This is a genomic window from Rhizobium sp. IBUN (genome assembly GCF_000510625.1).
In the GTDB taxonomy this organism is placed as follows: Bacteria; Pseudomonadota; Alphaproteobacteria; order Rhizobiales; family Rhizobiaceae; genus Rhizobium; species Rhizobium altiplani.
On record NZ_AZNV01000006.1, the window covers coordinates 160,359 to 185,957 of the forward strand.

Here is a 25,599-nt window from a genome sequence, read left to right on the forward strand (position 1 = left end):
TGTGGGAATAAATGTTGAGGTGGCTCTGACGGCGGCCAACATCGTGGGGGAGAGCGCAGTATGGGATGACCACAGGCAGCGCCTGCTGTGGGTCGATATTGTTGGAAGAGCCATCCATGCCCTGGCGCCGGCAACGGGTGAGTACCAAAGCTGGCCGACGCCTGACATGCCAACCTCGATCGGACTGAGGCAAGACGGCGGAGCGATTGTCGGCCTCGCCACCACGATTGCGCTTTGGGATTACGGAGACGTGTTCCGGACGGTTGCGACAGTAGAGCCCGGGACGACCGGCAATCGATTGAATGAAGGCGTCGTCGGTCCGGATGGCGCCTTTTGGGTCGGCACGATGCAGAACAACATCGCCGCTGACGGCACGCCATTGGCAATGAACGGCGAGAAGGGTCGGCTCTACCGTTACACCCGCGATGGCAGGGTGCTACTCTTGACGAACGATCGATTCGGCATCACCAACACCTTGGTCTGGCCGGGTGACGGTACCGTGCTGACGGCGGACACGCTTCAAAACACGATCTACTCCTATGAGATCGCCGGCTCTATGCTCCGCAACCGCGTTCCAGTATTTGCCGGCTTCGAGCGTGGCCTTCCAGATGGCTCGTGCCTAGACGACGAGGGGTTCATCTGGAATTGCCGCGTCGCCCGTGGTGGCTGCATCGTCCGCTTAGATCCAAAGGGACGCGTGGACCGGGTCGTTGACCTGCCGGTTTCCCAGCCAACAAGCTGCACTTTTGGCGGCCATGACCTTTCCACTCTTTTCGTCACTTCCGCCCGGTTTTCGATGACGGACGAAGAGGTAAGGGGAAATCCGCTCGAAGGCGCCCTGCTCGCCATTAACATGGGAAAGCGCGGCCGAAGGACAAATCGCTTCGGGTAGATCCCATCGCCAGCGGTAAGATAGGTAGGCTGCACGCACAATCGGGAATGAGGTATTACCCGCGCATCAGAACTTGATTGCCGTCGTACTTTAGTTCCGCCTCTGCAACCGATCGAACATTGGCAAGTTCTCCGGATGCCGCCTATTGTCCGGCAGCCTATGGTTCGCCACCTATGGAGAAGCGGTAGGAGCCCATGCGGCTCGTCTTTCACCTGCAGCCGTAACCTGCCAGCTCCCGGCCGCTCGGACATCGGCGTGCGGAACCACTTCCGGCGCTTTGTCGGCCTCTCTGAAATGAGGCAATCTCATTCGCTTTGAGAGCGATGGGTTCTTCTCCAGGTGTCGTTCTTCGAACGCGGTGCACCCCTCCGCCTTTTGCGCATTGTCGCCCAGCTTACAGCCAATGAGAAAGTCGCATGTGCTGGTCATGTCTACTTTCCAGGTCATGAATCGCAGCCGACTTCGAGCACCGCCGCATTGTCCTGGTGCTCTCGCAGCCCCTTGTAGGAGGCGTGCCGAAGCTTTCCATCATGCGTCCATGCTCGATACTCAACTTCGGCGATGAGGGTCGGCTGCACCCAGACAATGTCCTCCCGGCGGCCGTCGTACACGACTGGCGGCCGCCTTCTGACGATGCGGTCCAGCAGTTTCCGAAGCGCGGCCGCGCTATTTTCATTGAAACCCGTGCCAACGTTGCCAACATAAATCCACGCGTCCCCCTTTCGAGCAGCCAGCAGCAGACTGCCGATCCCTCCCCGCGCCACAGGCGACGGCTCGTATCCGACCACGATAAAGCTGTCGCGCTGGACGCATTTGATCTTGACCCAATCGCCAAGGCGACCAGATCGATAACTGCTGTCCTTGTTCTTGGCGATTATCCCTTCGAGCCCATGCCGGCATGCAGCGGCAAAAATCTCACGGCCATCACCATCAATGGTATCGGACAGGCGGATAGCGCCATCCTCGTTTCGCAAGAGTGACTCCAGAAAGTAGCGTCGCGCCGTCAGTTCCAAGCTGCGAATATCGTGACCGTCGAAATAAAGCAGATCAAAAGCCATCATCATCGCCTGGCCGGACGGAAGCTTGCCACCTCGTCCCCCGAGCAAGTTCTGCAACATTCCGAAGTGAGGGCGACCTTCGGGATCGAGGACTACCGCCTCCCCGTCGATGATGGCGCTCCCAACATCCAGTGCCTTAGCCGCCTGGTCAATGTGTGGGAAGCGATGCGTCCAGTCGTGTCCGCCGCGCGTCAGGATGCGAACGTTACCCTTGTTGAGGTGGACCGCGATCCGATACCCATCCCATTTTACTTCATAGAACCATTCGTCGCCGACCGGCGGGCGCGGCTTCAAAAGCGCCAGGCACGGCTCGATTCGGTCGGGCATTGGGTCGAATGGCAGCTGAGGCTGCTTGGGGTCGCGCGGCTCTCGTGGACGGGAACGGATTGGCTGGTCGTCGGCCAGCAACGGCCGTTCACGAGGAGCTTTCACCATTAGCCAGCCTTTTTCATCTCGGCGATGTCGTCGGGAAGTACGTGCATGCCTGCCTCGTGGGCAGCATCGACGAACGCGGCCCTGGCTATATCGGCATCGGTATAGAATTCCAAAGCCTCCACCGATCGCATCAGCGCACTGTGAAATTTGTCGCCGCCGCGATGATGCCATTTGCCGCTGAGCAGCATGGCCGCCAGTTGGTCGACGGTCTCGGCTTTTCGATATCGTCCCATGCCATCGATTTCGACCTGCAGGGGCTTAATAAACACGGGAAGATCGACGGCCACGGCGAAACTCCTTGACATATCTCCGTCCACTACAATGCCAAGTGATTCGTTTGTCTAGGGGAGTGAAAATATATAAGTCCAGCGGAACAAAAGCGTCGCATGGGAGTTAGTCTTTCCCCTGAAGGACAGCAGTTTCCATTTGGAAAACACTTCTCTGGGTCCACTCTGATGTGGCTTTTTGCGAGATTGCTCAACTCTTTATATCAGTCCTCCCTAAGTCAAAGAGCGTTGTGTCGTTACCCAGCGAGCCATGCTGCCTCAATCTGCGTTGGATTCCCGTACCTCCCGGGCGCACCAACTGGCAGGTCCTCAAGCATGGCTCTGCCACTTATTTGCGCTCAGTTCCCACAGTTGATCATCGCTCAGATCTTGGCTTCCAACCCCGCGTTAGACCGCTGCTCATGCATTTCCGAGCGGTATCGAGCTGCTCTCGAAGGAAGCGGCAGTCGTCGATCAGCGTGGCAATCGTGGCACGCAGATCGCCATCGTGCCACTCTATAGCTTGATCGACTGGACTAATTTCCTCGCGCACTTGCTTCATCGCAGACATGACATTTCCTTTGTCGTCTTCGGTTTCATCGGACAGGATTTGTTGAGCACCCGGCGTCACTGCTCGGCGAACATGCGCGTCACGCGGCGTGTACCAGCAAGGTGGATTGGATGAGTGATCCTGGTAAACTCAACTGGCATGGGCGGATCGATTTCCTCCGGTACTCCAGGTTCCAGCCGAGGTTGGGATCGCAATGCGACCGGACAAATCACAAGCTTCGACTTCGAACTCGGCACACTCGCCAGCTTTCACTCTCATTAACTCCAGTATCCAGCGAGCCCTTCCCACACCAGGAACAGGAAGCTCTTCCGATGGCATAACGCTCACCCTCCATCGCGTGGCCGAGGCCGTTGGCTGACCGAAGTCAGTTGCCTCGGTCTGTCGGCGCCACCGCCGAATAATCAATCCCAGTGTGCCGGACTTTTCCGCCGCCAGTTGCAGCCGTCGGGATGCCGTCATCGGCAGTCGAACCAATTCAGCAACGACGGCTCCTAGTGCACCGTAGGAAAGGGCTTCCTCCATCGACGCGAGAACATCCTCCTCTCGGTCCGCCTCGACGAATATTACCCGGTTCGGGTGAAGGCCGACCTGCGCAAGGGCAGGAAAGAAGAGGTCCGGTCGGGTAAGGCACCAAATCACCTTCCCTTTCGTGCGAGCGGCGACCCCGGCTGCAAAAAGGGCTGCGGCTGCCCCATCCACGGCCCCCGCACCACCGCCCGCGAACTCGTGGATCGCTCCCAATGCCAGCCCCCCACCAGGCAGATGGCTATCAATCTCCGGCACACCAAATGGCAGGGCGCATTTGCGTCGCGATAGGGCGCCATCAAGATGAGAAATACGCTCGCGAAGCTCGGAGATAACTGGGTTTGCGCTCGCATGCGCCATCTGTAGCCTTCGTCAATTCATGGGTTCCATCTCGCTTTGGAAGCGATTGTGTTCTACATTTGTTCCTGTAAGGCAGCCTAGTCAATAGGGCTATTCGCGGTCACCATGGGCAGCTCGGCTTTTCTAGGGGTGGCATGAAAATGATTTGCGAACGAATCCAATGCCGTAGCCGGTCGAAATTCAAATGCGTACGATATCTTACCAATGAGAAAAAATTCCTGCGACGAGAGAACCTTGCGGAAGTATCGCGGCCCAATCATTATCTTGGTGTGCGGCGTCTGCGACCGGAGTATCGAACTCGACCGGAAGGCCGTAGTCAGGCAGTGCGGAGCCAGTCTGTGCTTTTTGGCAATTACGGCGACGGCTGACCGGGTGCTCCCGAATGAACGCTTTAGATGGAATTGACCGATGCGAGGCGCATTTTCCTTGCCTCCCTCACCCGGAACAAGAGTGAATAGGCTAGGCCCGCTAATTGAGCCGATCGGTAGCCTTCGTTGAAAAGGTCAACGGCCGCAATCACGTCGCGTGATGTTGAGACACGGGCGTTCCCTGCGCCATCGGCCAATCCACGCAACACGAAATGCAACATGCGACATGCCCCGGCAATTCTATGGCCCGGCAAACAGTTACGACCTTCCAATCTATCCTAGGATGCGGGCTGCGCCACGGCCTCGGCAATCGGAGCGGGTCGTCGTTCCAATTCAGCTGGAATCCCGAACCACAGGACATAAAGCGCCGGCAGGAAGATCAACGTCAGTGCGGCAGCGACCACCAGTCCGCCCACCACAGTAAAGGCGAGCGGCGACCAGAACGGATCTCGGATGATCGGCAGCATGCCGAGGATCGTCGAACCGGCGGTCAGGAAAACCGGCCGCAGACGCTGCGCCGTGACGTCGATGACGCCCTGCCAACTCCTGCCTTCCTCCTCCATCCGTCTATCGATCTGGTCGATCAGCACCACTGAGTTTCGGGTGATCATGCCGATGAGCGCGATCATGCCGAGGACGGCGATGAAACCGACTGGCACGCGAGTGATCAACATGATCAGCACGACGCCAATCAACCCGAGCGGAACAACGCTGACGACCAGGATGAGGCGCTGCACACTCTGCAGCTGAAACATCAGGACGATGAGGATGATGACCGCCATGACCGGCAGCATGGCTACGACTGCTGCGAGTCCATCTTCCGCACCCTCAACGGAGCCACCGACCTCGATGAGGTAGTTGGGATTGTCGCGAATGAGTGCAGCGATCTGCGGCGTGGCGGCATCGACGATGTCAGTCGCCAGCACTCCTTTTTCCGCGTCGGCCTGGACGGTGATCGTAGTCGAGCGGTCATGCCGCCAGATCAACGGCTGCGTTGTCTGGTATTCCACCGTCGCAATGCTTGAAAGCGGCACGGTGTGATTGGGACCGACCGGGATCTGGAGCGAACGCAGCGTATTGATGTCGACACGTTGGTCCTCCGTCGCACGTGCGACAACGTTGACCAGATAGATGGAATCACGCACCTGGGTGATCGGCAGGCCAGAGGAGGTCGCAAATAGCGTCTGCGCGATAACGGACGAGTTCAACCCGACCAGCCTGGCGCGGTCTTGGTCGACGTTGATGACGACCTTCCGGATAGGTTCGTTCCAGTCGAGGTGCGGTTGAACGGCGCCCGGGAGGGTGTGGAGAACGTCAGCAACCTTCCAGGCGAGATTGCGCACACCGACGATATCAGGGCCGCTGACGCGATATTGAACGGGCCAGCCGACTGGTGGCCCCATTTCCAACGGAGAGACACGAGCGATGATCTCTGGAAACTGTTCGTCGAGGAGTTTTTGCAGCCTCTGCTGCAGGGCGTCCCGCTGGGAAACGCTCTTGCTGATGACGACCGCCTGCGCGCGGAAGGGTGCGGGTGGATTGAGGTCCATCGAGAGATAGAACCGGATCGGGTCGGAGCCGACGTAGAAGCTCCAGTTGGCAACCCCTTCGTCGGCGGCGAGGATTTCCTCCACCCGCTTCACCTGGGCGGCAGTCGCCTCCTGCGAGGCATCTTGTGGCAGGACGAGCGACAGAAGTAATTCCGGACGATCTGACGATGGGAAAAATTGCCGGCGCATATACTGCGAGCCGAAAAGCGACGCGGCAAACAGGGCGACGGTCGCCAGAATGACGAGAACGCGCATGCGGACGCAGGCGCCGAGCAGCCTCTTGAAACCACGGATAAGCTTGCTCTCGGTCTTTTCGCCGGCTTTTTCGCTCGGCTTCAGGACGGCAAGGCCAACGATCGGTGTCAGAAGCACCGCGACCAGCCAGGACACGATCAGGGAAAAGCCGATCACGAAGAACAGCGAGCGCGCGTATTCGCCCGAGGAACTCTGGGCGAAGCCAACCGGAATGAAGCCTGCAATGGTGACAAGCGTTCCCGCAAGCATCGGAAAGGCGGTGGATGTATAGGCGTACGCTGCCGCCTTCACGCGGTCCATTCCTTCCTCGAGCTTCGCCATGGTGATCTCAACCGTCACCATCGTGTCGTCGATCATCAACGTCAGCGCGATGATCAGCGCACCGAGCGAGACACGTTGCAGTGCAATGCCGGTGATGTCCATGAAGAGGAAGGTCAGCGCCATCACCAGCGGGATCGAGACTGCGACGGCAAGGCCCGCTCGCACGCCGAGTGCCAGGAAACTGACACCAAGGACGATGACGACGGCCTGCGCCAGCGAAGTCGTGAAGCCGCGAATGGCGGTTTGCACTACTGTCGGCTGGCTCGCGACACGCGTCAGGTCGATGCCGATCGGCAGGTCGTGCTCGAAACGGTTCATGACGGTATCGATGTTTCGGCCAAGCTGCAGAATGTCGCCGCCGGAGGCCATCGAGACGGCAAGCCCGATCGCCGGCTTGCCGTCGACGCGAAAGCGCGGTTGCGGCGGATCGACGGTGCCGCGCACGATATCGGCGATGTCGCCGAGGCGAACGAAGCCGGAGGCGGTCGGAATATTGAGCTCGCGCAGATCCTTTTCGCTGGCGAGACTGCCGGAGACCTCCAAGACCGTGCGATCGCGCTCGGTCGTCAGCTGGCCGGTGGGAAGAACGGCGTTCTGCGCCTGAATTGTCGAGATCACGTTCGGCATGCTGAGGCCAAGGCTGGCGAGCCGATTGGTCGAGAACTCGATGAAGATCGTCTCGTCCTGCGTGCCAATAAGCTGAACCTTGCCGATATCGTCGAGCTTGAGCAGACGGTTGCGCGCCTCGTAGACCCAGTCACGCACTTCGCGGTCACCGAAGCCGTCGGCAGTGAAACCGTAGATGATACCAAAGGTATCGCCGAAATCGTCATTGAAGAACGGCCCGCGGACGCCAGCCGGAAGCGTCGAGACGATGTCGCCGACCCTGGTTCGGGCCTGATACCAGGATTCACCGACCTGGTCGGGCGGCGTTGCGTCGTCGAGCACCACGTAGATCACTGACTGGCCGGCGCTGGTCAGGCTCCTCAGGTGATCGAGATGCGGCACCTCCTCGAGTGTCCGCTCCAGCCGGTCCGTAATCTGGTCCGTCGTCTGCTCGATGGTGCCACCTGGCCACGCGGCAGACACGATCATCGTCTTGAAGGTGAATTCCGGGTCCTCGTCGCGGCCGAGATTGAAATAGGCGAGGATGCCGCCGACAGCACTCAGAAATGCGAGGAAGACGATCAGGCTTTTGCGCTGAATGGCCCATTCGGAGAGATTGAATCCTCCGTTCATTGGACGCTTCCTTCAAGCAGGCGAACCGCCATGCCGGGACGCAACTGCTGGACGCCGGCGACGACGACCTGATCGCCGCTCGACAGCCCCTTGCTCACGAGGAAATCCTGCGTATCGAATCGATGGACCTCTACCGGCACGAGCTTGGTGGTGTTGCTCGCAGGATCAACGACCCAGACGGCCGGCTGGTTGTTCTGGTTGAACAGCGCCGTCATCGGCAGTCGCGCGACAGGCGCGCCTGCGATCTGGATCGTACCACGCACCGAACTGCCGAAACGGAACTCTTCAGGCGCGTTGTCGAGGCCGACGCGGACGGTGAAATTGCGCGTAACCGGATTGGCGGTCGGCGATATTTCCCTGACGGACCCACTCGCCTTCACATTTGGATTGCTTAACAGCCGAACGTCGACGTGGGCATTGCTGTTGGCCGTCTGGATCGTCGCCTCCGGCACCTGGAACACCGCATCCCGCGGACCAACCTGCGCCACGCGGACGACCATCTGCCCCCCGCCGACCACCTGGCCCACTTCGCCGCCAATGCCAGTGACGACGCCGGCACCATTGGCTTTCAGCGTGCGGTTGTCGAGGTTGGTCTGGGCAATCCGCATCGCCGCCTCAGCGGCGTCGACACCGGCCTGGGCAACATTGGCCTGCGCTATGGCCGCGTCTAACTGCTGACGGGTCGACGTCCGCGGGAAGAGTTGCTGCTGGCGATTGCGCTCGGTCTCGGCGTTCTGGAAGGTCGACTGCGCGGAAAACAGATTGGCTTCCGCCTTGCGGAGCGCATCCTGAGCATCTTCGGAATCGAGCCGGGCGATCACCATTCCGACCTCCACGCGATCACCGACCTCGACGTCGCGCTCCCGTATTTCCCCGCCCTGGCGGAAGCCGAAGCTGGTCTCGACCCGTGGCTGGATTTCGCCGACGAGGGAGCCGAACGTATCCTCGGGATTGAACGAGACAGCCTGCGTCTTGACTGGCCGCGTCGGCAGCTCGTCCTTTTCCTCGCTTCTCTGGCAGCCGGAAAGGACAAGGGCGGCGAGCCCCGCGTACACGAAAATCGCTTTGTGTCTCGACATCAAGGAATGCGACGGCATGGCGGCCTCTCACTTCTCGAACACACCCACAAGTTGGCGCGGCTTACACCGCGTCAGCGATTGGTAACCCGGGCGACCGGAGCACGCGTAAGAAGGTCAGTAATCGACCGCGTCGCGGATGATCGGGCAGGTCATGCAATGCCCGCCGCCGCGCCCGCGTCCAAGTTCAGCACCGGTAATGGTGATGACTTCGATACCTTCCTTGCGAAGCAGCGTATTCGTGTAGGTGTTGCGGTCATAGGCATAGACGACGCCCGGGGAAGCACAGACGAGGTTGGCACCGCTATCCCACTGGGTGCGCTCGCGCATGTAGTCATTACCCCCGGTCTGAACGACACGCATCTTCTTCAAGCCAAGCGCGTCTCGGACCGTATCGACGAAGCTGCCCTTGTCCTTGTGCAGTTCGACGCCGCCTTTGCCGTCCGGGCGGTAGGAGAAGGCATCGATCTTGTCGACGATGTCGGGGTAGATCAGGACGCAATCACGGTCGGCGAACGTGAAGACCGTGTCGAGATGCATGGCAGCGCGCAGCTTTGGCATGGCCGCGACAATAACGCGTTCGGCTGCACCTTTTTCGAACAGCGCCTGGGCAACCTGGCTGATCGCCTGGCGTGAGGTCCGCTCGCTCATGCCGATTAGCACGTTGCCCTTGCCGATCGGCATTACGTCGCCGCCCTCGAGCGTGGCAAGCCCCCAATCCTTGGTCGGATCGCCCCACCAGACGTTCACCTTTCCGGCGAAGTCCGGATGGAACTTGTAGATCGAAGTGGTGAGAATGGTTTCCTCGTGGCGGGCCGGCCAGTAAAGTGCGTTGAGCGTCACCCCGCCGTAGATCCAGCAGGTGGTGTCGCGGGTGTAGAGCGTGTTCGGTAGCGGCGGCAGCAGGTATTCGTTGACACCCGCCGCGTCGCGTATCAGCGCAAGCTGCTCACCACCGATCGATTCCGGAAATTCAAAGGTCGACAGGCCGCCGATCAGCGTTTCGGCAAGCTCGCGGTTGGAAAGCCCCTCCAGATAGGAGCGAACCTCGTCGAGCAATCCGAGTCCTATCTGGTTTGGAGCGACCTGATGGTCGAGGATCCACTTCTTCGCTTCCGGGATGGCAACTGTTTCGGCGAGCAGATTGTGCATCTCAACGACTTCGACGCCGCGATCGCGCATCTTCGTCATGAAGTCAAAATGGTCGCGTTTGGCATTGTCGACCCAAAGCACGTCGTCAAACAGAAGATCGTCGCAATTGCTCGGTGTCAGGCGCTGGTGAGCTCGTCCGGGCGCGCAGACCATCACCTTGCGAAGCTGGCCCACTTCCGAATGCACGCCGAAAGGGATGTCTGATGTCATGACGCTCCTGCCTTTCTGTTCAAGGTGTGATGATGCCCGTCAACAGGCCGTAGGCCCCGATCAGGCCAGCAATCAATGTAACGGCGAAGATGATGAGCTCGGTGGAGGTAAACAGCTGTAATTTCTGCTCACGCCGCGCCCAGACATAGAGAATGGTGCCGGGCACCAGGAGGACGGCGACGAGAAGCACATATTTGAGACCGGCGGCAATGAACATGAAGATCGTGTAGATGATGGCGATCCAGGCGAAGATCTGGTCACGACCGCGCTCATTGGGCGTCGTTTCATAGCCCACGCCGCTGCGGGCAAGCAAAACGCCGTAGCCGGCGACGAGGAGATAGGGCAGTAGCGAGGTGACGCTCGTCATGTCGAGCATGAAATTGAAGGCGTCGCGTGACCAGTAGGTGGAGATGATGAACAGCGACACGACCAGGTTCGTCAACCACAACGCGTTGGCTGGTACGCGATTGGCATTCTGCGCGGCAAAGAGCTTCGGCATGTCGTCGGACTTGGCCGCGGCAAAGAGCACTTCGGCGCAGATCAGCGACCAGGCGAGATAAGCGCCCAATACCGAGACCAGAACGCCTATCGAGATGAATACGGCACCCCAGTGGCCGACGACAGCTTCGAGAACCGCTGCCATTGAAGGCTGCTGGACGGCGGCGATCGCCGATTGCGGCATCACCGCATAGGGAAGCATGGTCACCGCCACCATTAGACCGGTGACGCCGACAAAGCCCAGTATGGTTGCGGCGCCGACATCGGAGCGTTTTTCAGCAAAGCGTGAATAGACGCTTGCACCTTCGATGCCGATGAACACGAACACGGTGATCAACATCGTGTCGCGGACCTGCGCGACTAGCGACTTTGCCGGCATGTCCGCACCGCCAAAGAAGTTCTCGGAGAACTGCGTGTAGTTGAAAAAGAAGATCAGCAGCAGGATGAAGACGAGGATCGGCACGATCTTGGCGACGGTGACGACGGTGTTGATGAACGCTGCCTGCTCTACCCCCTTCAGGATCATGAAATGGAAGGCCCAGACGCCCACCAGCGACACGATGATCGCAATCGCGCTGCTTCCGTCGCCGAAGATGCCCGGGAAAAAACGCCCTAGCGTCGACCCGATGAGCACCCAGTAGAAGACGTTGCCGAGGCAACTTCCAAGCCAGTAACCGAAGGCCGAAAGGAAGCCCATGTAGTTGCCGAAACCAGCCTTGGCATAGGCGAACACGCCCGCGTCGATGTCCGGCCGTTTCTCGGCAAGAGCCTGAAACACACGCGCGAGCATGTACATGCCGGTACCAGCGATTGCCCAGGCAATGATGGCTCCGAAAGGTCCTGTGGCGGCGCCGAAGCGACCGGGTAGGTTGAAAATGCCAGCCCCGACCATGGATCCGACAACCATGCCAGTGAGTGCCAAACGCGAAAACTTCTGCGTGGATTGAGATGCCATGTCGCCCTCTCATGCCAACTGATGTTGCTTTTTTAAAGCTTATGCACGTCGCGTAATTTTATTTTCTCTGGAACGATAATTCGTTTCTCTGCGGCTGTGATCCGCTTGAAGTACCACGAATATGCGATGCCTGCAATTTTTTACGACCACTGGCTGTAAATGAGCAACCATTCACCGCGGCGCGATCAACTAAATGCTAATGCGTCCCGTCGCGATGCCCACAATCGCGACAACTGCACCGACGGCCGCAACCATAAATATGGCGGTCTCCTTCGAAGTAAAGGCGCGCTCATTCTGTTCGCGTCTCGCCATGAGGTAAAGGATCGTTCCAGGTCCATAGATGGCGGCCGACAAGAGCAGGTGTTTGGCGCCTGCGGCATAGATCAGTCCGGCGGTATAGAGAAGCGCGATACCGGCCCGCACGAAGTCGCCACGATGACCGGACGAATCCCGGTCGTATGTCTCGCCGGTCCAGGCAAGCTTGAAGCCGTAAGCGGCAACTAAGAGGTACGGGATCAGGATCATCGAGCTCGTCAGCTCCAGCGCCAGGGTGAAAGCGTATTGCGCAAAGAGAGTGAGGATCAGAAACACCTGGACGACAATGTTGGTGAGCCAGAGCGCGTTCGAAGGAACACCGCTTTCGTTCTCTTTGGAAAGAAAGCGCGGCATGGTGTCGAACTTCGATGCCGAGTAGAGAATTTCGGCGGCGAGAAGCACCCAAGAAAGGTAGGCACCGGCGACCGAGATTATCAGAGCGGCGCTGACGAACAGCCGACCCCACGGCCCGACCACCGCTTCCAGCACGCCAGCCATCGAAGGATTCCTGAGCGTTGCGAGATCCGCGCGCGGCATTATCCCGTAGGACAGGAGCGTGATCAGAACCATCAGCAAAAGCACGCCGAGAAAGCCGGTCAGCGTCGCGATACCAACATCGGCACGATTGCGCGCGTAACGCGAATAAACGCTCGCTCCCTCGATACCGACAAAGACGAAGACCGTGACCAGCATGGTCGCGCGCACCTGGCTCGCAATATCGGCGAAGGTCGGGTCACCGCCGCCCCAGAAATTGGCGGCGAACAGGTCGTATCTGAAACCTGCAATCACGAAGACGATAAACAGCAGGATCGGAATAATCTTCGCAAATGTAACGATCGTGTTGATGACCGCGGCTTCGCGAATGCCGCGCAGGATGACGAAATGCATGCACCAGAGCAGGATGGAAGACGTTGTGACCGCGAGTATCGTGTTGCCATCGCCGAAGATCGGGAAGAACAGCCCAAGTGTCGATTTGATGAGCACGAAATAAGAAACATTGCCCAGGAGCGCCGCCGACCAGTAGCCAAGAGCCGAGAGGAAGCCGAGATAGTTGCCGAAGCCGGCCTTGGCATAGGCATAGATGCCTGCGTCGAGATCGGGACGGCGCCGCGACAGTGATTGGAAGACGAAGGCGAGCATCAGCATACCGACGCCGGCGATCGTCCAGGCGATGATGGCACCGAACGGTCCGGTTGCGCGGCCGAAGGCCTGTGGCAAGGAAAATATCCCCGCGCCGACCATCGAGCCCACACACATCGCCATCAAGGTCCAAACCGAAAACTTTCCTTCAGAGGGAGAGGTCATGACACAAACCGAGTTGTTGGATGGGTGACGTTTAGCGCGTCCTTTGACGCAAAGTGCTCAGCAAGAAATCGAGAAACTGCGCCTCCAGTCCCGTTTGCAGGATCACGCACGGGCCGCGCCTGTATTGAATGCCGATAATCAACCACGTGCATAGGTCCCGAAAAGATAAAGGACGATGATGTAACAGAGTATCTGCAACGCGTAGGTCTGGCCATTGCCGGTATAGGCCTGGCGAACCCACTGCGCCGCGCCAATGACCGCAGCGCTGGTTCCGTTCCAGACGGCGCTGGCTAGGGGTTCGGTGAGCGCTGCCAACGCCGGTTTATAAAAGCGATAGAAGGCGTCGATGCCCGTTTTCGAAAAGCGGCCGAGATTGCCCCGATAAATTAGCCAGGCGACGAGAAGGATCGCAGCAGACAGCATAAGTGCGACCGTCATCGCTGGCAGCGGATTCCAGTGCGCATAAACCTCTTCGAGCGACATTCCCTGCCACACCAGCCTTGAGGAAAATTGCGGGTCGATTGCTGCCGAAATCGGACCCATCACGAGTTTCGGGAAAAATGAGAGTGCCAGAATGGCGGCCGCAAGCAGCACCTGCGGCGCAAGCAGGCTGATCGGGGCTTCACGCAGATATAGCCGGTCTCCATTCGGTGGGCTTAGGAAGATCGCGTAGGCGAAGCGGAACATGTAAAGCAGACCGAGCAAGGTCGCAGCCACGCCAAGCGCGGCCAGCCCGTACCACCCACGATCGATCATGGCACTGAGGAGCAGCCATTTGGCGCCGAAGCCGACGAGTGGCGGCAGTCCCGACATCGACAGCAACGCGACGACGGCAAGCACGAAAGTGAGCGGCATTGCCGTCATGAGTCCGCTGATTTCATCGAAGCGGCGCGTGCCGGTTCGCAAAATGACGGCAGCTGCCACAAGAAAGAGAATGCCTTTGACCATCAGATGGTTGGCGACGAGATACATCGCCGTCACCCAGCCAAGATGGCTCATCATCGCGATGGCCGTTATGATATAGCCTATCTGGCTCATGCTCGAATAAGCGAGCATGAGCTTTACGTCATCCTGCTTGAGCGCCATCGCTGCACCGCCAAGCGTGGTCAGAAGGCCGATCCAGGCCATCACATGCGCAAGCTCCAACCCCGTGTTTGCCCTTATCGCCAGATAGGTGACAAGAAACAGGCCGACGATCGCGACCTTGCTGACCACGGCCGACAGCATCGCCGACATGTCGTCATCGGCTTCTGCATAGGCGCCGGGAAGCCAGACATGCAGGCCGATCGCACAGGCCTTGATGAGAAAGCCAATCCCCAAGAGGGTGAATGCCATCGACGCCATGCTGGATGAAACGAGCGCGTTCAGGGAGATGGTGCCGCTCGCTGCAGCCGCGAGCCCGAAACCGGAAAGAATGCAGAAGGCCGAAATCAGGGAAAACATCAGGAAGGGCAAGGCATGCGGATGCGCACTTCGCCCTTGCATGATGAGGAAATAGGTCGACAGGGTGATCAGTTCCCAGTTGAAGAAGAACTCGAGACTGGTGGGCGCCCAAAGCAGTCCGACGATCGCAAGCAGCAGAACCGTCATGAATGGATAGTAGCCGGGACGCTGATCGGTGCGATAAAGCCCCGCCATGGCAACGACGAGCCCGCCCCCAAGCAGAAGGGCGGCGAACAGCTGATTGAGCCCGGACATCAAAGAGACTTGCGCCATGCCGAGAAAGAACACGAGCGCGAGCATCAGCACGCATTTGATCCGGCCTGGAAGAAAGTCCAAGCAGAAGACGACGAGACCCGCCAGGAGCGGCAGGAAAAGCTGGAGCGAGGCAACCCCGGCAAGTCGCGATGCGATCCAGCCCCCCGCAGTCAGTAGCATCACGCAGACAAGCGACGGTGCGAGTGCAGCAATCCTGGGCCAGGCTTCGTCAATCTCGGCCGACGCCCGTGTCGACTGCTTGAACCAGCGAAACATATAGGCAGCTTCGAGAAGCGACCCAGCCAGAATGAGGATCACCCAGCCGTAGCGCTCGCCCGCGGCAAGCCGCACCACGAGTTCCCACTTTGCCCAGAAGCCGGGGAAAGGTGGCAGACCGGAGATTGCGACCAGCAACATGGCAAAGACGAGGAGCGTCAGCGGTCGGTTGGCGATGGCAGGCCATGCCGCGGTGCGTGGGAGCCCAACCGCACCGGCCAGCCAGAACAGGCCGGCTTTCGCGAAAAGATGATTGAAGAACAGTCCGCCGACCACAAGCGGCATCGCTTCGTCGGCGTCGAGTTCTCGCAGCAAGGCAAGCGACAGCATCAGCAGGCCCATCTGCGCAATCGACGAATAGCCGAGCAGGCGCTGCACCTTCGTCTGCGGCAGACCGGCGAGATTGGAGAAGAGGAAGGTCAGGCCACCCGCCCAGGCAATGAGGTCGTAATGGCTCGCAAACAGCGGCAACAGCTTGAACAGCGCAAAGAAGACGCCCGCCGACACGCCACCGGAGATGAGGGCCGCAATCCCGGCGGGCGCAGTTTCGTAAACATCGAGACCCCAGCCATTGGCGGGAAAGGGTTTCAGTTCGAGGATCAGCGCCGATAGGACAAAGAGAAGCGCCGTCGTGCCGATCGGGCCTGATATCAGCGCTCTGTGTTCGATCATGTCGTCGATGTTGAGGGTTCCGGTGACGTGGTAAAGCAGCACCGAGCCCAACAGGAAGCATGATGAAGCGAGCACCGTTGCCATGATATACTTGAAGCTTGCCGAAAGTGCCGCAGGGCTGTTCTCCGTCCCAAGCAGGCCGTAGGTGGCAATCGACATGATTTCCAAAAACACGAACTGGTTGAAGAGATCGCGGGTCATCACCATGCCGTTGATGCCCATGACCAGTATGAGATAGAGCAGCAGTGCCGCATAGGAGTTACGCAGCCGGCCCCAAAGCTGCCAGACGCCGAGCATTGCGGCGAGGTTCACACTAACGGCGAAAAGCCCCTCCCAAAGCCCGAAGCGCAGATTAATGGAAAAGGGTGGGATCGCTCCGGCGGTATAGATCTCGTTTGTCGACCCGCCATGGAGCATCCACCACAACTGGACTACCGAGACCAGCGTCATGCCGGCAAGGGCGGTGAAGAAGACGATGGCCGGGAGCGGCTTGGCAATGCGATAGACAAGCGGGATGAGAAAGCCGCCGCCAAGGCCGAGCAGGAAGATCGTCAGCGGTTGCAGCACGCCGCTTACCATTTCGATTCCGTCAGCGCGTCGATGGAAAGGGTTTTCCTGGCATCATGGATACGGATCGCAAAAGCAAGCATCACGGCGGTCACGGAAAAGCCGATGACGATCGCCGTGACCACCAGCGCGGCGGGGATGGGATCAACCGAACGCACAGTTGCTTCAGAGATTGAAAGCGCCTTGTCGATAATCGGAGCCGTTCCCCCGGTTATATAGCCTGTCGCGACCATCACCAGATGCAGGCCGGTATTGATCAACGAAAAGCCGATGATGATGCGCAGTATGTTGCGATGGCTAAGCATCCCCCAGAAGCCGATGAGGACGAGCGCGAAGCCCGTGACCATGAGAATGTGCGACACCGGCAGCCCCATGTTTCCTCCTTCAGCTTCTGAAGCGATCGATGACGACGCTGAGCTCCGCCCCGACCTTGATGCCCAACAGCGCCGAAATCACCGGGATCGCGCCGGCGCTGGCGAGTGAGCCAAACTCTCCCTTGGGCAGGATGTGGCTGTCGAGAAACCCGCCTGCCAACCAGAGCCCGCAAATCCCGAGCACGACGTAAATGACGCCCGCCAGCGATTCCGTGACGCTTAGAAAGCCTTGATGGAGGCGCGTACCGGGTCGCGCGAGCACTAGCAGCATCACGCCCGACGCCACCACGGCCCCTCCCTGGAAGCCGCCGCCGGCCGAAAGGTGACCGTTCATGATCACGTAGGCGCCGAACAGAAAGATCAGCGGCAGGATGATCTTCGCGCCGTTTTCCACGAGCTCGCTTGGCCGCGGGGCTTCGTTCCTGCGGTCTTGCGCCGGCGATCCGCCAAGCAGGATGCCGACGCTCGCAGCCACCATGAAAAGGACGGCCACTTCGCCGAGTGTATCGAAGCCGCGAAAGGTGATCAGGATGCCGGTGACGACGTTCGCTCCGCCGAGATCCTGTGGCACCGCGGTGAGATAGTGCCGGGCAAGCGGCGAGAGCATCTGGCGTTCGCTATATCCGCCTGCGATGCCGGCGAAGATGAACGCGAAGACGAGGATGGCAAGAAGGCTGAAGACGCGTTTCGTCATGCCTTGCCCTCCTTGGCCGCCTCATCTGCATCGCGAAGCGCGTCCACAACCGTCGTCTCCGCCATCGGCGTGCGTACCGCATGGGCCGCGCGCGACAGCGCGTGCGACGACAGGGGGTTGGTTATCAGAACGAAAACGGCGACAATCAAGAGCTTGAGCGACCAATCGGGATGGTAGATGCCAAGCCCGGCGACGACAAGGATGTTGCCGAGCGTCGAGGCCTTGGTCCCCGCCTGGATGCGGGTAAAGACATCGGGCATGCGCAAAAGCCCGAGGCCAGCGGAAAAGAGAAAGAACGCGCCGACGAGAATGACGATACTGCCGAATAGCTCCTGCATGTCTCACTCCTTCTCTCTACCGGCGTCTCCGCCGCCGGTTCTGCGAATGGCATAGAGAAAGATCAGCGTCGCGAGCCCGGAACCGATTGCTGCTTCCGCCATGGCGACATCGGGCGCGGCAAGCAGCACGTAGGAGACGGCCGCAAGCAGGCTCGCGAGCCCCGAACTCACCATCGCCGTCATGAGATTGGGAAGGCGCACAGCAAGAACCCCGCTGATCAGGATGCAGCCGCACACCAGCAGGACGAGAAGCTCTAGCATCGTGTCACGGTCCCTTTTCCAGGAAACGAGCGATAGCAAGCACGGCAAGGAAGCTGAGCAGCCCGTAGACGAGCGCCACATCGATATACACGAACCGGTCGGAAAGATGCGCATAAAGCGTCACCAGCGCGATCGAGACCACGGTCAGCATGTCGATTGCCACGACGCGGTCCATGAGGGTTTTGCCGATGATCAGACGCAACGCCCCGAAAACGATGCTGAAGAAGATGAGAACGGCGGCAATGCGAACGATGAAATCAGCCAAACGCCGCCCCCAGGTGCTTTTCGAAGGGGCCGGCGATCATCGCCGCGGCTTGCTCCGGGTCTGTCGTCTTTACATCGAGCCAATGAACGAAAAGGGCGTCGTCCCTGATGTCCATGACCAGCGATCCGGGAGTCAGCGCGATCGCATTGGCAAGGGCAAGGCGACCGATTGGCGATTTCAGCCGCATCGGGATCCTCACGATGCCGGGATGAATGTCGATGCGCGGCGAATAGACGTAGCGCAGCATGTTGACGTTCGCCTTCACCAGTTCGATGAAGAATACCGATGCAAAGGCAAGGAAATGGTATGCGGCGCCCGGTGTCAGCGCGGTCTGCTGCCATAGTCCATAGCGACGAGAAAAGATCGCTGCGATGGCAAGGGAGATGACGGCGCCTGTCATCACGACCGCCAGTGCGAGAGAGGCGTTCACGATCAGCCAGAGCGCGAACAGCAAAACCCAAAGGCCGATCAACCCCTTGAGGGCTTCAGGCAAGCCGCGTTCGGTAGTTTTGCTCTCCGCCGGCATAGCATCGACCTTCGTCGCCACTGCTAGTAGCAATCAAGCAGGGTTACCCCTCGAAATCAAGAGGGGCCGCCCTCCCGAAGGCCGACACCGATCGAACGAAACCTGACATCGCCCACGAAGGTTGTGGCATTGCTCGCTCAAAATCGCGAAACCTGAGAAGCCGCAAGGTGATCAGAGCCTCAACCAAATGTCATCGAAATCAAGCTTGAAACGTGCAGCAGAGCCGTTCGGGCTTTCAAATCTCTTCTGGGAAATCGTTCAAAGGCCCTATTGCGTAGAACACAATTCGAAGACATTCGATCCTCGAAATTATCTTAATGCTCCGCTAACATTTCATAAGTTTAATCAGAGTTAGAAGCCGGGGAGTAACTTAGCGGCAAGACGCTCTCTGCCGAATTGCTGCCAGTCTTGCCGTTAGCAGCAACTTTTCTCCCCGACAGCTCCATTGAAGCAATCAATGATCGACGAGTGGTGATCAAGATGTTTGCAAGGCTATTGGTATTAAGCCGTTATATCATGATCCTGCCAGTGGTCGTGACGTTGATTGGAGCCATATCGCTGATAATTTACCAAACTGCGGTCATGGCTGTAGGTATCCGCGATACAGTGGAGGATATTGCTATCTCGACGCAAGCAGTCAAAATGTTTGCGATCGGAGTCGTCGAGGGCATTGATGTCTTCCTAATCGCCGTAGCCGCCTACATTATCAGTCTCGGCCTTTATACGCTTTTCATTGACGAGAATTTGGAGCGCCCCCGATGGCTCATGCTGAAAGATCTCGAAGACCTGAAAGCAAATTTGGTCAGCGTGGTGATTGCCGTGCTTGCGGTGCTGTTTCTTCGAGAGGCCGTTGCGTGGGATGGGTCGCAGAGAATTGTCTATCTGGGGGTGGCGACAGCCCTTATCATCTTTGCGCTTGCTTTCTACCTTTCTAAGCACAAAGGCTCCCCGCCGTAATGGCGTCACGCAGATACTCCCGTTTTCGCCGCTTCCTGGTCCGGGCCTGCGCACCATTTAGGGCCCGGCAAATTGCCCGGAGAGCACCAATGACATCTATTGGGCCGGAGCCGTTTCCTCTATCCGCTCACTTCCGCCGAGCGCCCATCGGGTGACTGGGCGAGCGAGAAGGACGAGGACGATCCCGAATCCGGCGCTGATCAGGAAGATGCGGGTGAACGCGTCCGGAAGTCCGGCGGCATGCTCGGTGTCCATGCCTGCGGCTAACAATCCCGCCATCAGGTTGCCGAGCGACGCGGCGACAAACCAGAACCCCATGATCTGGCTGGTGAAGCGCTCTGGCGCAAGGCGGGAGAAGGTTGAAAGCCCGACCGGACTGAGCATCAGTTCGCCCACTGTGTGCAGCAGGTAGGTACAGACGAGGAAGAGCCCGGTAACCTTTACGCCCGTTGCCGCTGTGTGCGCCGCCGGCACTAGGATCAGGTAGCCCAGGCCCATCGCGACGAGCGCCAATCCAAACTTCACGAAAACGGGAATGGTCCAGCGTTTCTCGGCATAGATCCAGAACGCGGCAAAAGCCGGGGTCAGCAGGATGATGAAGAGCGAGTTCAAGTTCTGGAACCATGAGGCAGGCACGGTGAAACTGCCAAGCTGGCGCTGTGTGAGGTCGTTTGCGAAGAGGTTGAGCGAGGAGCCGGCCTGTTCAAAACCGGACCAGAAGAGCGCGGCAGCCACGAAAAGGAGGGCTAGGACGATCATGCGCCGCTTCTCAGTGCCACTAAGGTCCCCTGCCAAATAGATGTTGAGGAAGAAGCCGATGGCCACAGTCACGATGATCAGGCCCATGGCCTGTGCCAACCCTTGCGCGCTGGTCAGATTGATTTGACCGGTTAGCGCTGCTGCGGCGACCAGGACGACGACGAGGCCACCGATGGCACCGGTGAAGAGGTGGTCACGACGGCCGGTCGCCGCGTCGGGGTGACGGTGCAGGGCAGGCGCACCACCCTTGTCGCGAAGCGAGGTGCGGCTCGCCCGCAGGAAGTTTATAAGCCCGAAGAACATGGCAGCGGCAGCCGCGCCGAAACCCCAATGCCAACCCCAGTTCTCGCCGAGATAGCCGGCAATAAGTCCTCCGAGAATCGCGCCGATGTTGATGCCCATGTAGAAGAACGAGAACCCTGCGTCGCGGCCGCCGATATCGTTCTTGTCATAGAGTTGGCCGACCATGGTCGAGATGTTTGGCTTGAGAAGCCCGGTGCCAATCGCGATGCAGAAGAGGCCGAGGAAGAACACCGTTGCGGCGGAGCCGGAGACCGCGAGCAGGACATGCCCGATCATGATAACGACACCGCCAACGACGATCGCGCGCTTGCAACCCCAGAAGCGGTCGGCGATCCAACCACCTGGCAGCGCCAATATGTAGGCCGACGCGGTATACAGACCATAGATCGCTGCGGCGTCGGCCGTGGTGAGGCCCAGGCCGCTATTCTCGACCCGATCCACGAGGTAAAGGATGAGGATCGCCCGCATGCCGTAGTAGCTGAAGCGTTCCCACATCTCGACGAGAAAAAGCGCAACCAGTCCTGGTGGATACTTGACAGACATCGTCATCGGCTCCCCCAAGTTATACATCTGCGCGAGTATAGCGCCAATCACCGCGGAAAGCGCGCGCTACTGACCGTAACCTTGGCGTCAGCAGCATATTGGATGAGATTGATTGCAGCTTTGAGCGATCGCAAAGGTGATATCAGGTTAGGTCTATGAGGACAAAGCGTGGCTAAACCGGACTTAAGGCGGCGCACTGGCGGACTTCGAGTGTGCAACTTTGCTTAGGCGATGGGGCTGGATTGCAAGGGCGGTCCATAGAGCCGGTCGGGCGCTTCCTGCGAGGAGGTTTCTTCATATCAATGCTGCTTGACGCGAGTACGGCCCACCTCTGGAAACGAATTTGCTAGATACGCGATTGATACTCGTGGTTGGCGCACCATTATCCTCCATAGGAAATCTTTCTCGAGCAACCATAGTTGGTGGAAGACACGATCATGTTACGCTCTTTGCTCCTAGTCATCTGCTTGACCATTGCAGGAGCCTCGCTTTTAGCGTGCGCTCCCCTTACCGAGCCCATCGATGTTAACAGCAATGCCGCGCTCAGCACGAAGTCGGCAAATAGGAACCCGGGCCCCAGGCGCGTCAAAGGCAAGACTGACTGCAAGGCAAAGCCCAATTACGCAGGAATGCTCCGCACACTCTGCTATTGACCACTTAGAGCCCCTTTCAACGGAGTTGGGTGGCTAAGCTGCTGGAACACTGGCATAGCCGCGTTAGACGTTTTTGAAGTTGAGGCGTGTGCTAAGTTGTCGACAATCTACCGATTGACTAAGACGGATGCGGCGATTTCTCGCCGCACCCAGCGCATCTGGCTTTACGCCTTGATGAAGGCCAGGAGATCGGCGTTCAGGACATCGGCGTTAACCGTGAGCATCCCGTGCGAAAAGCCTGGATAGGTTTTGAGCGAACCGTTTTTCAAAAGTTTGGTCGACTTGAGTGCCGAATCCGCGATCGGCACAATCTGATCGTCCTCACCGTGTAGGACAAGCGTCGGTACGGTGATTTCCTTCAGGTCTTCCGTTTGATCGGTTTCGGAGAACGCTTTGATGCCATCATAGTGGGCCTTGGCGCCGCCCATCATGCCCTGACGCCACCAATTCTGTATCACGCCTTCCTGGATCTTCGCACCGTCGCGGTTGAAGCCATAGAATGGGCCGGCCGGAACATCGCGGAAGAACTGCGCGCGGTTGGCGGCAAGTGCCGAACGGAAGCCGTCAAAAACTTCGATCGGCAGGCCCTCGGGGTTCGAGGCCGTCTTGACCATGAGCGGTGGAACGGCGGAGACGAGAACCGCCTTGGCGACCCTGCCGGCCTTTTGACCATGCTTGGCGACATAGCGAGCGACTTCACCGCCGCCTGTCGAGTGACCGATATGCACGACATTCTTCAGGTTCAGGTGCTCGACGACGGCAAACGCATCGGAGGCGTAATGGTCCATGTCGTGACCTTCGGAGACCTGGGCCGAACGGCCGTGACCGCGGCGGTCATGGGCGACGACGCGATATCCATTGGCGAGGAAGTACAACATCTGTGCGTCCCAATCGTCGGACGACAGCGGCCAGCCGTGGTGGAACATGATCGGCTGTGCGTCCTTCGGACCCCAGTCCTTGTAGAAGATCTCAACGCCGTCCTTGGTGGTTACAGTGCTCATGCTTTTGCTTCCTTCAGTGGAGTGCTTCGTGGATGCAGCGTTGGCTGCAACGCTGAAAGAGGTTGGAATTGCAAGGGACGCAGCGGCGGCAGCTCCAGTGACGAGGGCAGCGCGGCGCGTAAGCGGGAAGAGGTTATCGGTCATTTCGGCTCCGGTTTCCGTCGGATGTGGTGCGCGACGGGTGTCTGATGGACGGATATTGTCGAAGAACATGGCCATCAACAATTGCATCAATAATTCAGATTTAATTGCGCATATTGAAATTATCGGCGGGCAACTACTCCCGCCACCCATTGAGAAGAATCAGGCAGCCCCCGGACGGTTGATCGTCAGGAAATGTCGGACGACTGGTCTTTCCGGGCCTGAATGATACGTCAGAACCTTGCTCTGCAGGTCCGCATCTGCTTGCGACACACGCTTGTGCTGGCGCAGATGCTCGGCCCAGGACTCCACCATGAACCATTCGACAATCTTTTGAGGATTGGCCGAATCCTCGGTGATGCCCCAGCCGTAGGCGCCATCGCGGCGACGTTCCTCGGAGAGTTCGTCGATTGCACGAAGGAAGGCCGTGCGGTGATGTTTTTCCACCTGGTACTCGATGAGGATCAGGACTGGGCCACGGTCATGGGCGACCGGTTCTGCGACCAGCGGTTCTGGCCAATGGTTTGAGGCCACGAGATCAGCATCGCCGGCCGGCAGTTTGATGCGATGCATGATGATACCAGCGACCAACAGGCCCGCAGCGCCGATCAGCAGTGTACCGGGTACGCCGGCAACCTCACCGACTGTGCCCCAGCCGATGCTGCCGGCCGTCATCGCGCCGTTGAAGACGGTCAGATAGACGGCAAGGCCACGGCCTCGCACCCAGTTGGGCAGGATTGCCTGGGCCGCGCCGTTGAGAGTCGTCAGCGCGGTGATCCATGCGCCCCCGAGGAAAAGCAGGACGATGATGGCGACCCATTGCGGCGGGGCGAGCGAGAGCGCTGCCATAACGAGAGCAGTAACGACTGCGGCGCCGAGAAGCAGTCGATCGGCGTCGAAGCGTTCACGCAACTTCGGCATGACGAGCGCACCGCCGATGGCACCGGCACCGACCGCACCAAGCAGAATTCCGTAGAAGCCGGCATCTCCGCCAAGCAATTGCCTGGCGACGAGCGGCAGTAGTGCCCAGACGGCGCTGGCGAAGGCGAAGAAGATTGCCGCGCGCAGAAGCACGACATGCAGCGGACGGCTGGCGCGGGTATAACGAAGACCGGCACGGAAGGCGCCAAGGAAGCCCTCGGCGAGCGCGTCATCGGCATTCTTTGCTCGTGGCCACCAGACGAGGGCAGCGATGACAACGAAATAGCTTGCGACATCGGCGCCATAAGTAATGCCAGCCCCAAAAGCTGCCAGAAGCAGGCCACCAGCAGCAGGTCCTATCGAGCGGGCAATGTTGATGCCGAGCGAATTGAGGGCGACGGCGCTCTTTACATCCTCCCGCTTTACCAGTTCCGGCACGATCGCCTGCCAGGTGGGGCCCATCAGCGCAGCACCAATGCCGCCGAGGAAGGTAAGTCCGATCAGGGCGCTGACAGAAAGCATTCCGGTGTGTGCCAGAACCATCAGCGTGATGCTGACTGAGGCGAGCAGGAATTGCACGGCGATCAGGAACTTGCGGCGATCGAGGATGTCGGTCAGCACGCCGGCCGGAATGGCGAGAAGGAAGATCGGCAATGTGCCGGCCGCCTGAACCAGCGCCACGGCAGCTGGCGAGGCCGAGAGGTCCGTCATCAGCCAGGAGCTTGCGACATCGCGCATGAAACTCCCTGTGTTGCCAAGCACTGTGGCGGTCCACAGAACTGCGAAGACAGGTTGAGCGAGTGGGGCGAAACTGCCCCCTGAGGACCGTGCGGGGCTCATTTGGCTGCTCCTTTGGTGAGATCAACGGCGGCGACGAGAACGAAGGCGCCAGTCAGGCCCAGATGTTCGAAGAAGGCATTCGTTGCCATCATCCTCTCCATACCAGGGGCGAGTTCCCAGAAACGCAGCGCCACGAGGGTTGCGAGAAGTGTAAACCCGGACAATGCCAATGCCCCTGCCCAACGCAGCAGGCCCGAGACCACCATTGCGGAAGCGGTGAGCTCAAAGGCGATCACAGCCACGGCAAAGAAAGGCGCCGGATGCAGGCCGAAATGGTCCATCTCGGCGATCGCGCCATTGAAATCTGCGATCTTGAAAAGCGGTCCCTGGATATAGGCCGCGCAAAGCGCCAGAAGCGCAACCGTGCGCGTGGTGGGAGCGGTGACGACTGCTGCGAGCGCGCTCCGCTCTTTTTTGAATGATGCTTTGTCAGTCATGTCTGCTCCTTTGAATGTGGCC

21 protein-coding genes are annotated in these 25,599 nt (G+C 59.1%); 2 read left to right on the plus strand and 19 right to left on the minus strand.

Annotated features, from left to right (window positions below):
* Nucleotide 1: 1 nt before the first annotated feature.
* Nucleotides 2-892: an SMP-30/gluconolactonase/LRE family protein gene (locus RHIBUN_RS0108540; RefSeq protein WP_245271644.1), complete on the plus strand. Its 891-nt coding sequence runs from the start codon at nucleotides 2-4 to the stop codon at nucleotides 890-892.
* Between the two features lie 443 nt (nucleotides 893-1,335).
* Here RHIBUN_RS0108540 and ligD read toward each other — a convergent pair whose 3' ends face one another.
* The 15 genes from ligD to RHIBUN_RS0108625 all read right to left on the minus strand — a co-directional run bounded on the left by ligD (nucleotide 1,336) and on the right by RHIBUN_RS0108625 (nucleotide 19,022).
* Nucleotides 1,336-2,385 (minus strand): non-homologous end-joining DNA ligase, encoded by a 1,050-nt coding sequence (gene ligD / locus RHIBUN_RS0108550; RefSeq protein WP_025659256.1) that lies wholly within the window; start codon nucleotides 2,383-2,385, stop codon nucleotides 1,336-1,338.
* Complete coding sequence (locus RHIBUN_RS0108555; protein ID WP_025659257.1) at nucleotides 2,385-2,672, minus strand: DUF982 domain-containing protein; 288 nt, start codon at nucleotides 2,670-2,672, stop codon at nucleotides 2,385-2,387. The genes ligD and RHIBUN_RS0108555 overlap by 1 nt, the downstream gene beginning before the upstream one ends.
* Before the next feature lie 679 nt (nucleotides 2,673-3,351).
* Nucleotides 3,352-4,107, minus strand: a complete 756-nt coding sequence (locus RHIBUN_RS0108565) for an ImuA family protein (protein WP_025659259.1) — start codon at nucleotides 4,105-4,107, stop codon at nucleotides 3,352-3,354.
* A gap of 646 nt (nucleotides 4,108-4,753) precedes the next feature.
* A complete protein-coding gene (locus tag RHIBUN_RS0108570; RefSeq protein ID WP_025659260.1) occupies nucleotides 4,754-7,840 on the minus strand; it encodes an efflux RND transporter permease subunit in 3,087 nt (1,028 codons plus the stop codon).
* Nucleotides 7,837-8,919, minus strand: coding sequence for an efflux RND transporter periplasmic adaptor subunit (locus tag RHIBUN_RS0108575; protein WP_245271645.1), 1,083 nt, complete (start codon nucleotides 8,917-8,919; stop codon nucleotides 7,837-7,839). The genes RHIBUN_RS0108570 and RHIBUN_RS0108575 overlap by 4 nt, the downstream gene beginning before the upstream one ends.
* A gap of 114 nt (nucleotides 8,920-9,033) precedes the next feature.
* Nucleotides 9,034-10,278: an arginine deiminase gene (arcA, locus tag RHIBUN_RS0108580; protein ID WP_025659262.1), complete on the minus strand. Its 1,245-nt coding sequence runs from the start codon at nucleotides 10,276-10,278 to the stop codon at nucleotides 9,034-9,036.
* A 19-nt stretch (nucleotides 10,279-10,297) separates the two neighbouring features.
* Nucleotides 10,298-11,731 carry a basic amino acid/polyamine antiporter gene (locus RHIBUN_RS0108585; protein WP_025659263.1) on the minus strand — a complete coding sequence of 478 codons (1,434 nt, stop codon included), beginning with the start codon at nucleotides 11,729-11,731 and terminating at the stop codon, nucleotides 10,298-10,300.
* A 189-nt stretch (nucleotides 11,732-11,920) separates the two neighbouring features.
* A complete protein-coding gene (locus RHIBUN_RS0108590; RefSeq protein WP_025659264.1) occupies nucleotides 11,921-13,351 on the minus strand; it encodes a basic amino acid/polyamine antiporter in 1,431 nt (476 codons plus the stop codon).
* 138 nt (nucleotides 13,352-13,489) lie between these two features.
* Complete coding sequence (locus RHIBUN_RS0108595) at nucleotides 13,490-16,576, minus strand: proton-conducting transporter membrane subunit (protein WP_025659265.1); 3,087 nt, start codon at nucleotides 16,574-16,576, stop codon at nucleotides 13,490-13,492.
* A complete protein-coding gene (locus tag RHIBUN_RS0108600) occupies nucleotides 16,570-16,938 on the minus strand; it encodes a cation:proton antiporter subunit C (protein WP_025659266.1) in 369 nt (122 codons plus the stop codon). The genes RHIBUN_RS0108595 and RHIBUN_RS0108600 overlap by 7 nt, the downstream gene beginning before the upstream one ends.
* A 10-nt stretch (nucleotides 16,939-16,948) precedes the next feature.
* Complete coding sequence (gene mbhE / locus RHIBUN_RS0108605; protein WP_025659267.1) at nucleotides 16,949-17,632, minus strand: hydrogen gas-evolving membrane-bound hydrogenase subunit E; 684 nt, start codon at nucleotides 17,630-17,632, stop codon at nucleotides 16,949-16,951.
* Entirely contained in the window at nucleotides 17,629-17,970 is a 342-nt protein-coding gene (gene mnhG, locus RHIBUN_RS0108610; protein WP_025659268.1) for a monovalent cation/H(+) antiporter subunit G, read from the minus strand. The genes mbhE and mnhG overlap by 4 nt, the downstream gene beginning before the upstream one ends.
* Before the next feature lie 3 nt (nucleotides 17,971-17,973).
* Complete coding sequence (locus tag RHIBUN_RS0108615) at nucleotides 17,974-18,231, minus strand: hydrogenase subunit MbhD domain-containing protein (RefSeq protein WP_025659269.1); 258 nt, start codon at nucleotides 18,229-18,231, stop codon at nucleotides 17,974-17,976.
* A 4-nt stretch (nucleotides 18,232-18,235) separates the two neighbouring features.
* Nucleotides 18,236-18,496, minus strand: a complete 261-nt coding sequence (locus RHIBUN_RS0108620; protein ID WP_025659270.1) for a monovalent cation/H+ antiporter complex subunit F — start codon at nucleotides 18,494-18,496, stop codon at nucleotides 18,236-18,238.
* On the minus strand, nucleotides 18,489-19,022 hold the full coding sequence (locus RHIBUN_RS0108625) for a Na+/H+ antiporter subunit E (protein ID WP_025659271.1): 534 nt from the start codon (nucleotides 19,020-19,022) through the stop codon (nucleotides 18,489-18,491). Before RHIBUN_RS0108625 ends, RHIBUN_RS0108620 begins: the two co-directional genes overlap by 8 nt.
* A gap of 468 nt (nucleotides 19,023-19,490) precedes the next feature.
* Here RHIBUN_RS0108625 and RHIBUN_RS0108630 point away from each other — a divergent pair, with 468 nt between their 5' ends.
* Entirely contained in the window at nucleotides 19,491-19,979 is a 489-nt protein-coding gene (locus RHIBUN_RS0108630) for a YqhA family protein (RefSeq protein ID WP_245271646.1), read from the plus strand.
* Nucleotides 19,980-20,075: 96 nt separating this feature from the next.
* Here RHIBUN_RS0108630 and RHIBUN_RS0108635 read toward each other — a convergent pair whose 3' ends face one another.
* From RHIBUN_RS0108635 to RHIBUN_RS0108655, 4 genes are all read right to left on the minus strand, one after another.
* Entirely contained in the window at nucleotides 20,076-21,590 is a 1,515-nt protein-coding gene (locus RHIBUN_RS0108635) for a peptide MFS transporter (protein ID WP_037215292.1), read from the minus strand.
* An 811-nt stretch (nucleotides 21,591-22,401) separates the two neighbouring features.
* Nucleotides 22,402-23,238 (minus strand): alpha/beta hydrolase, encoded by an 837-nt coding sequence (locus RHIBUN_RS0108645; RefSeq protein WP_198011806.1) that lies wholly within the window; start codon nucleotides 23,236-23,238, stop codon nucleotides 22,402-22,404.
* Nucleotides 23,239-23,541: 303 nt separating this feature from the next.
* Nucleotides 23,542-25,140 carry an MFS transporter gene (locus RHIBUN_RS0108650; protein WP_025659276.1) on the minus strand — a complete coding sequence of 533 codons (1,599 nt, stop codon included), beginning with the start codon at nucleotides 25,138-25,140 and terminating at the stop codon, nucleotides 23,542-23,544.
* Nucleotides 25,137-25,577: a DoxX family protein gene (locus RHIBUN_RS0108655; protein ID WP_025659277.1), complete on the minus strand. Its 441-nt coding sequence runs from the start codon at nucleotides 25,575-25,577 to the stop codon at nucleotides 25,137-25,139. The genes RHIBUN_RS0108650 and RHIBUN_RS0108655 overlap by 4 nt, the downstream gene beginning before the upstream one ends.
* Between the last annotated feature and the right edge of the window lie 22 nt (nucleotides 25,578-25,599).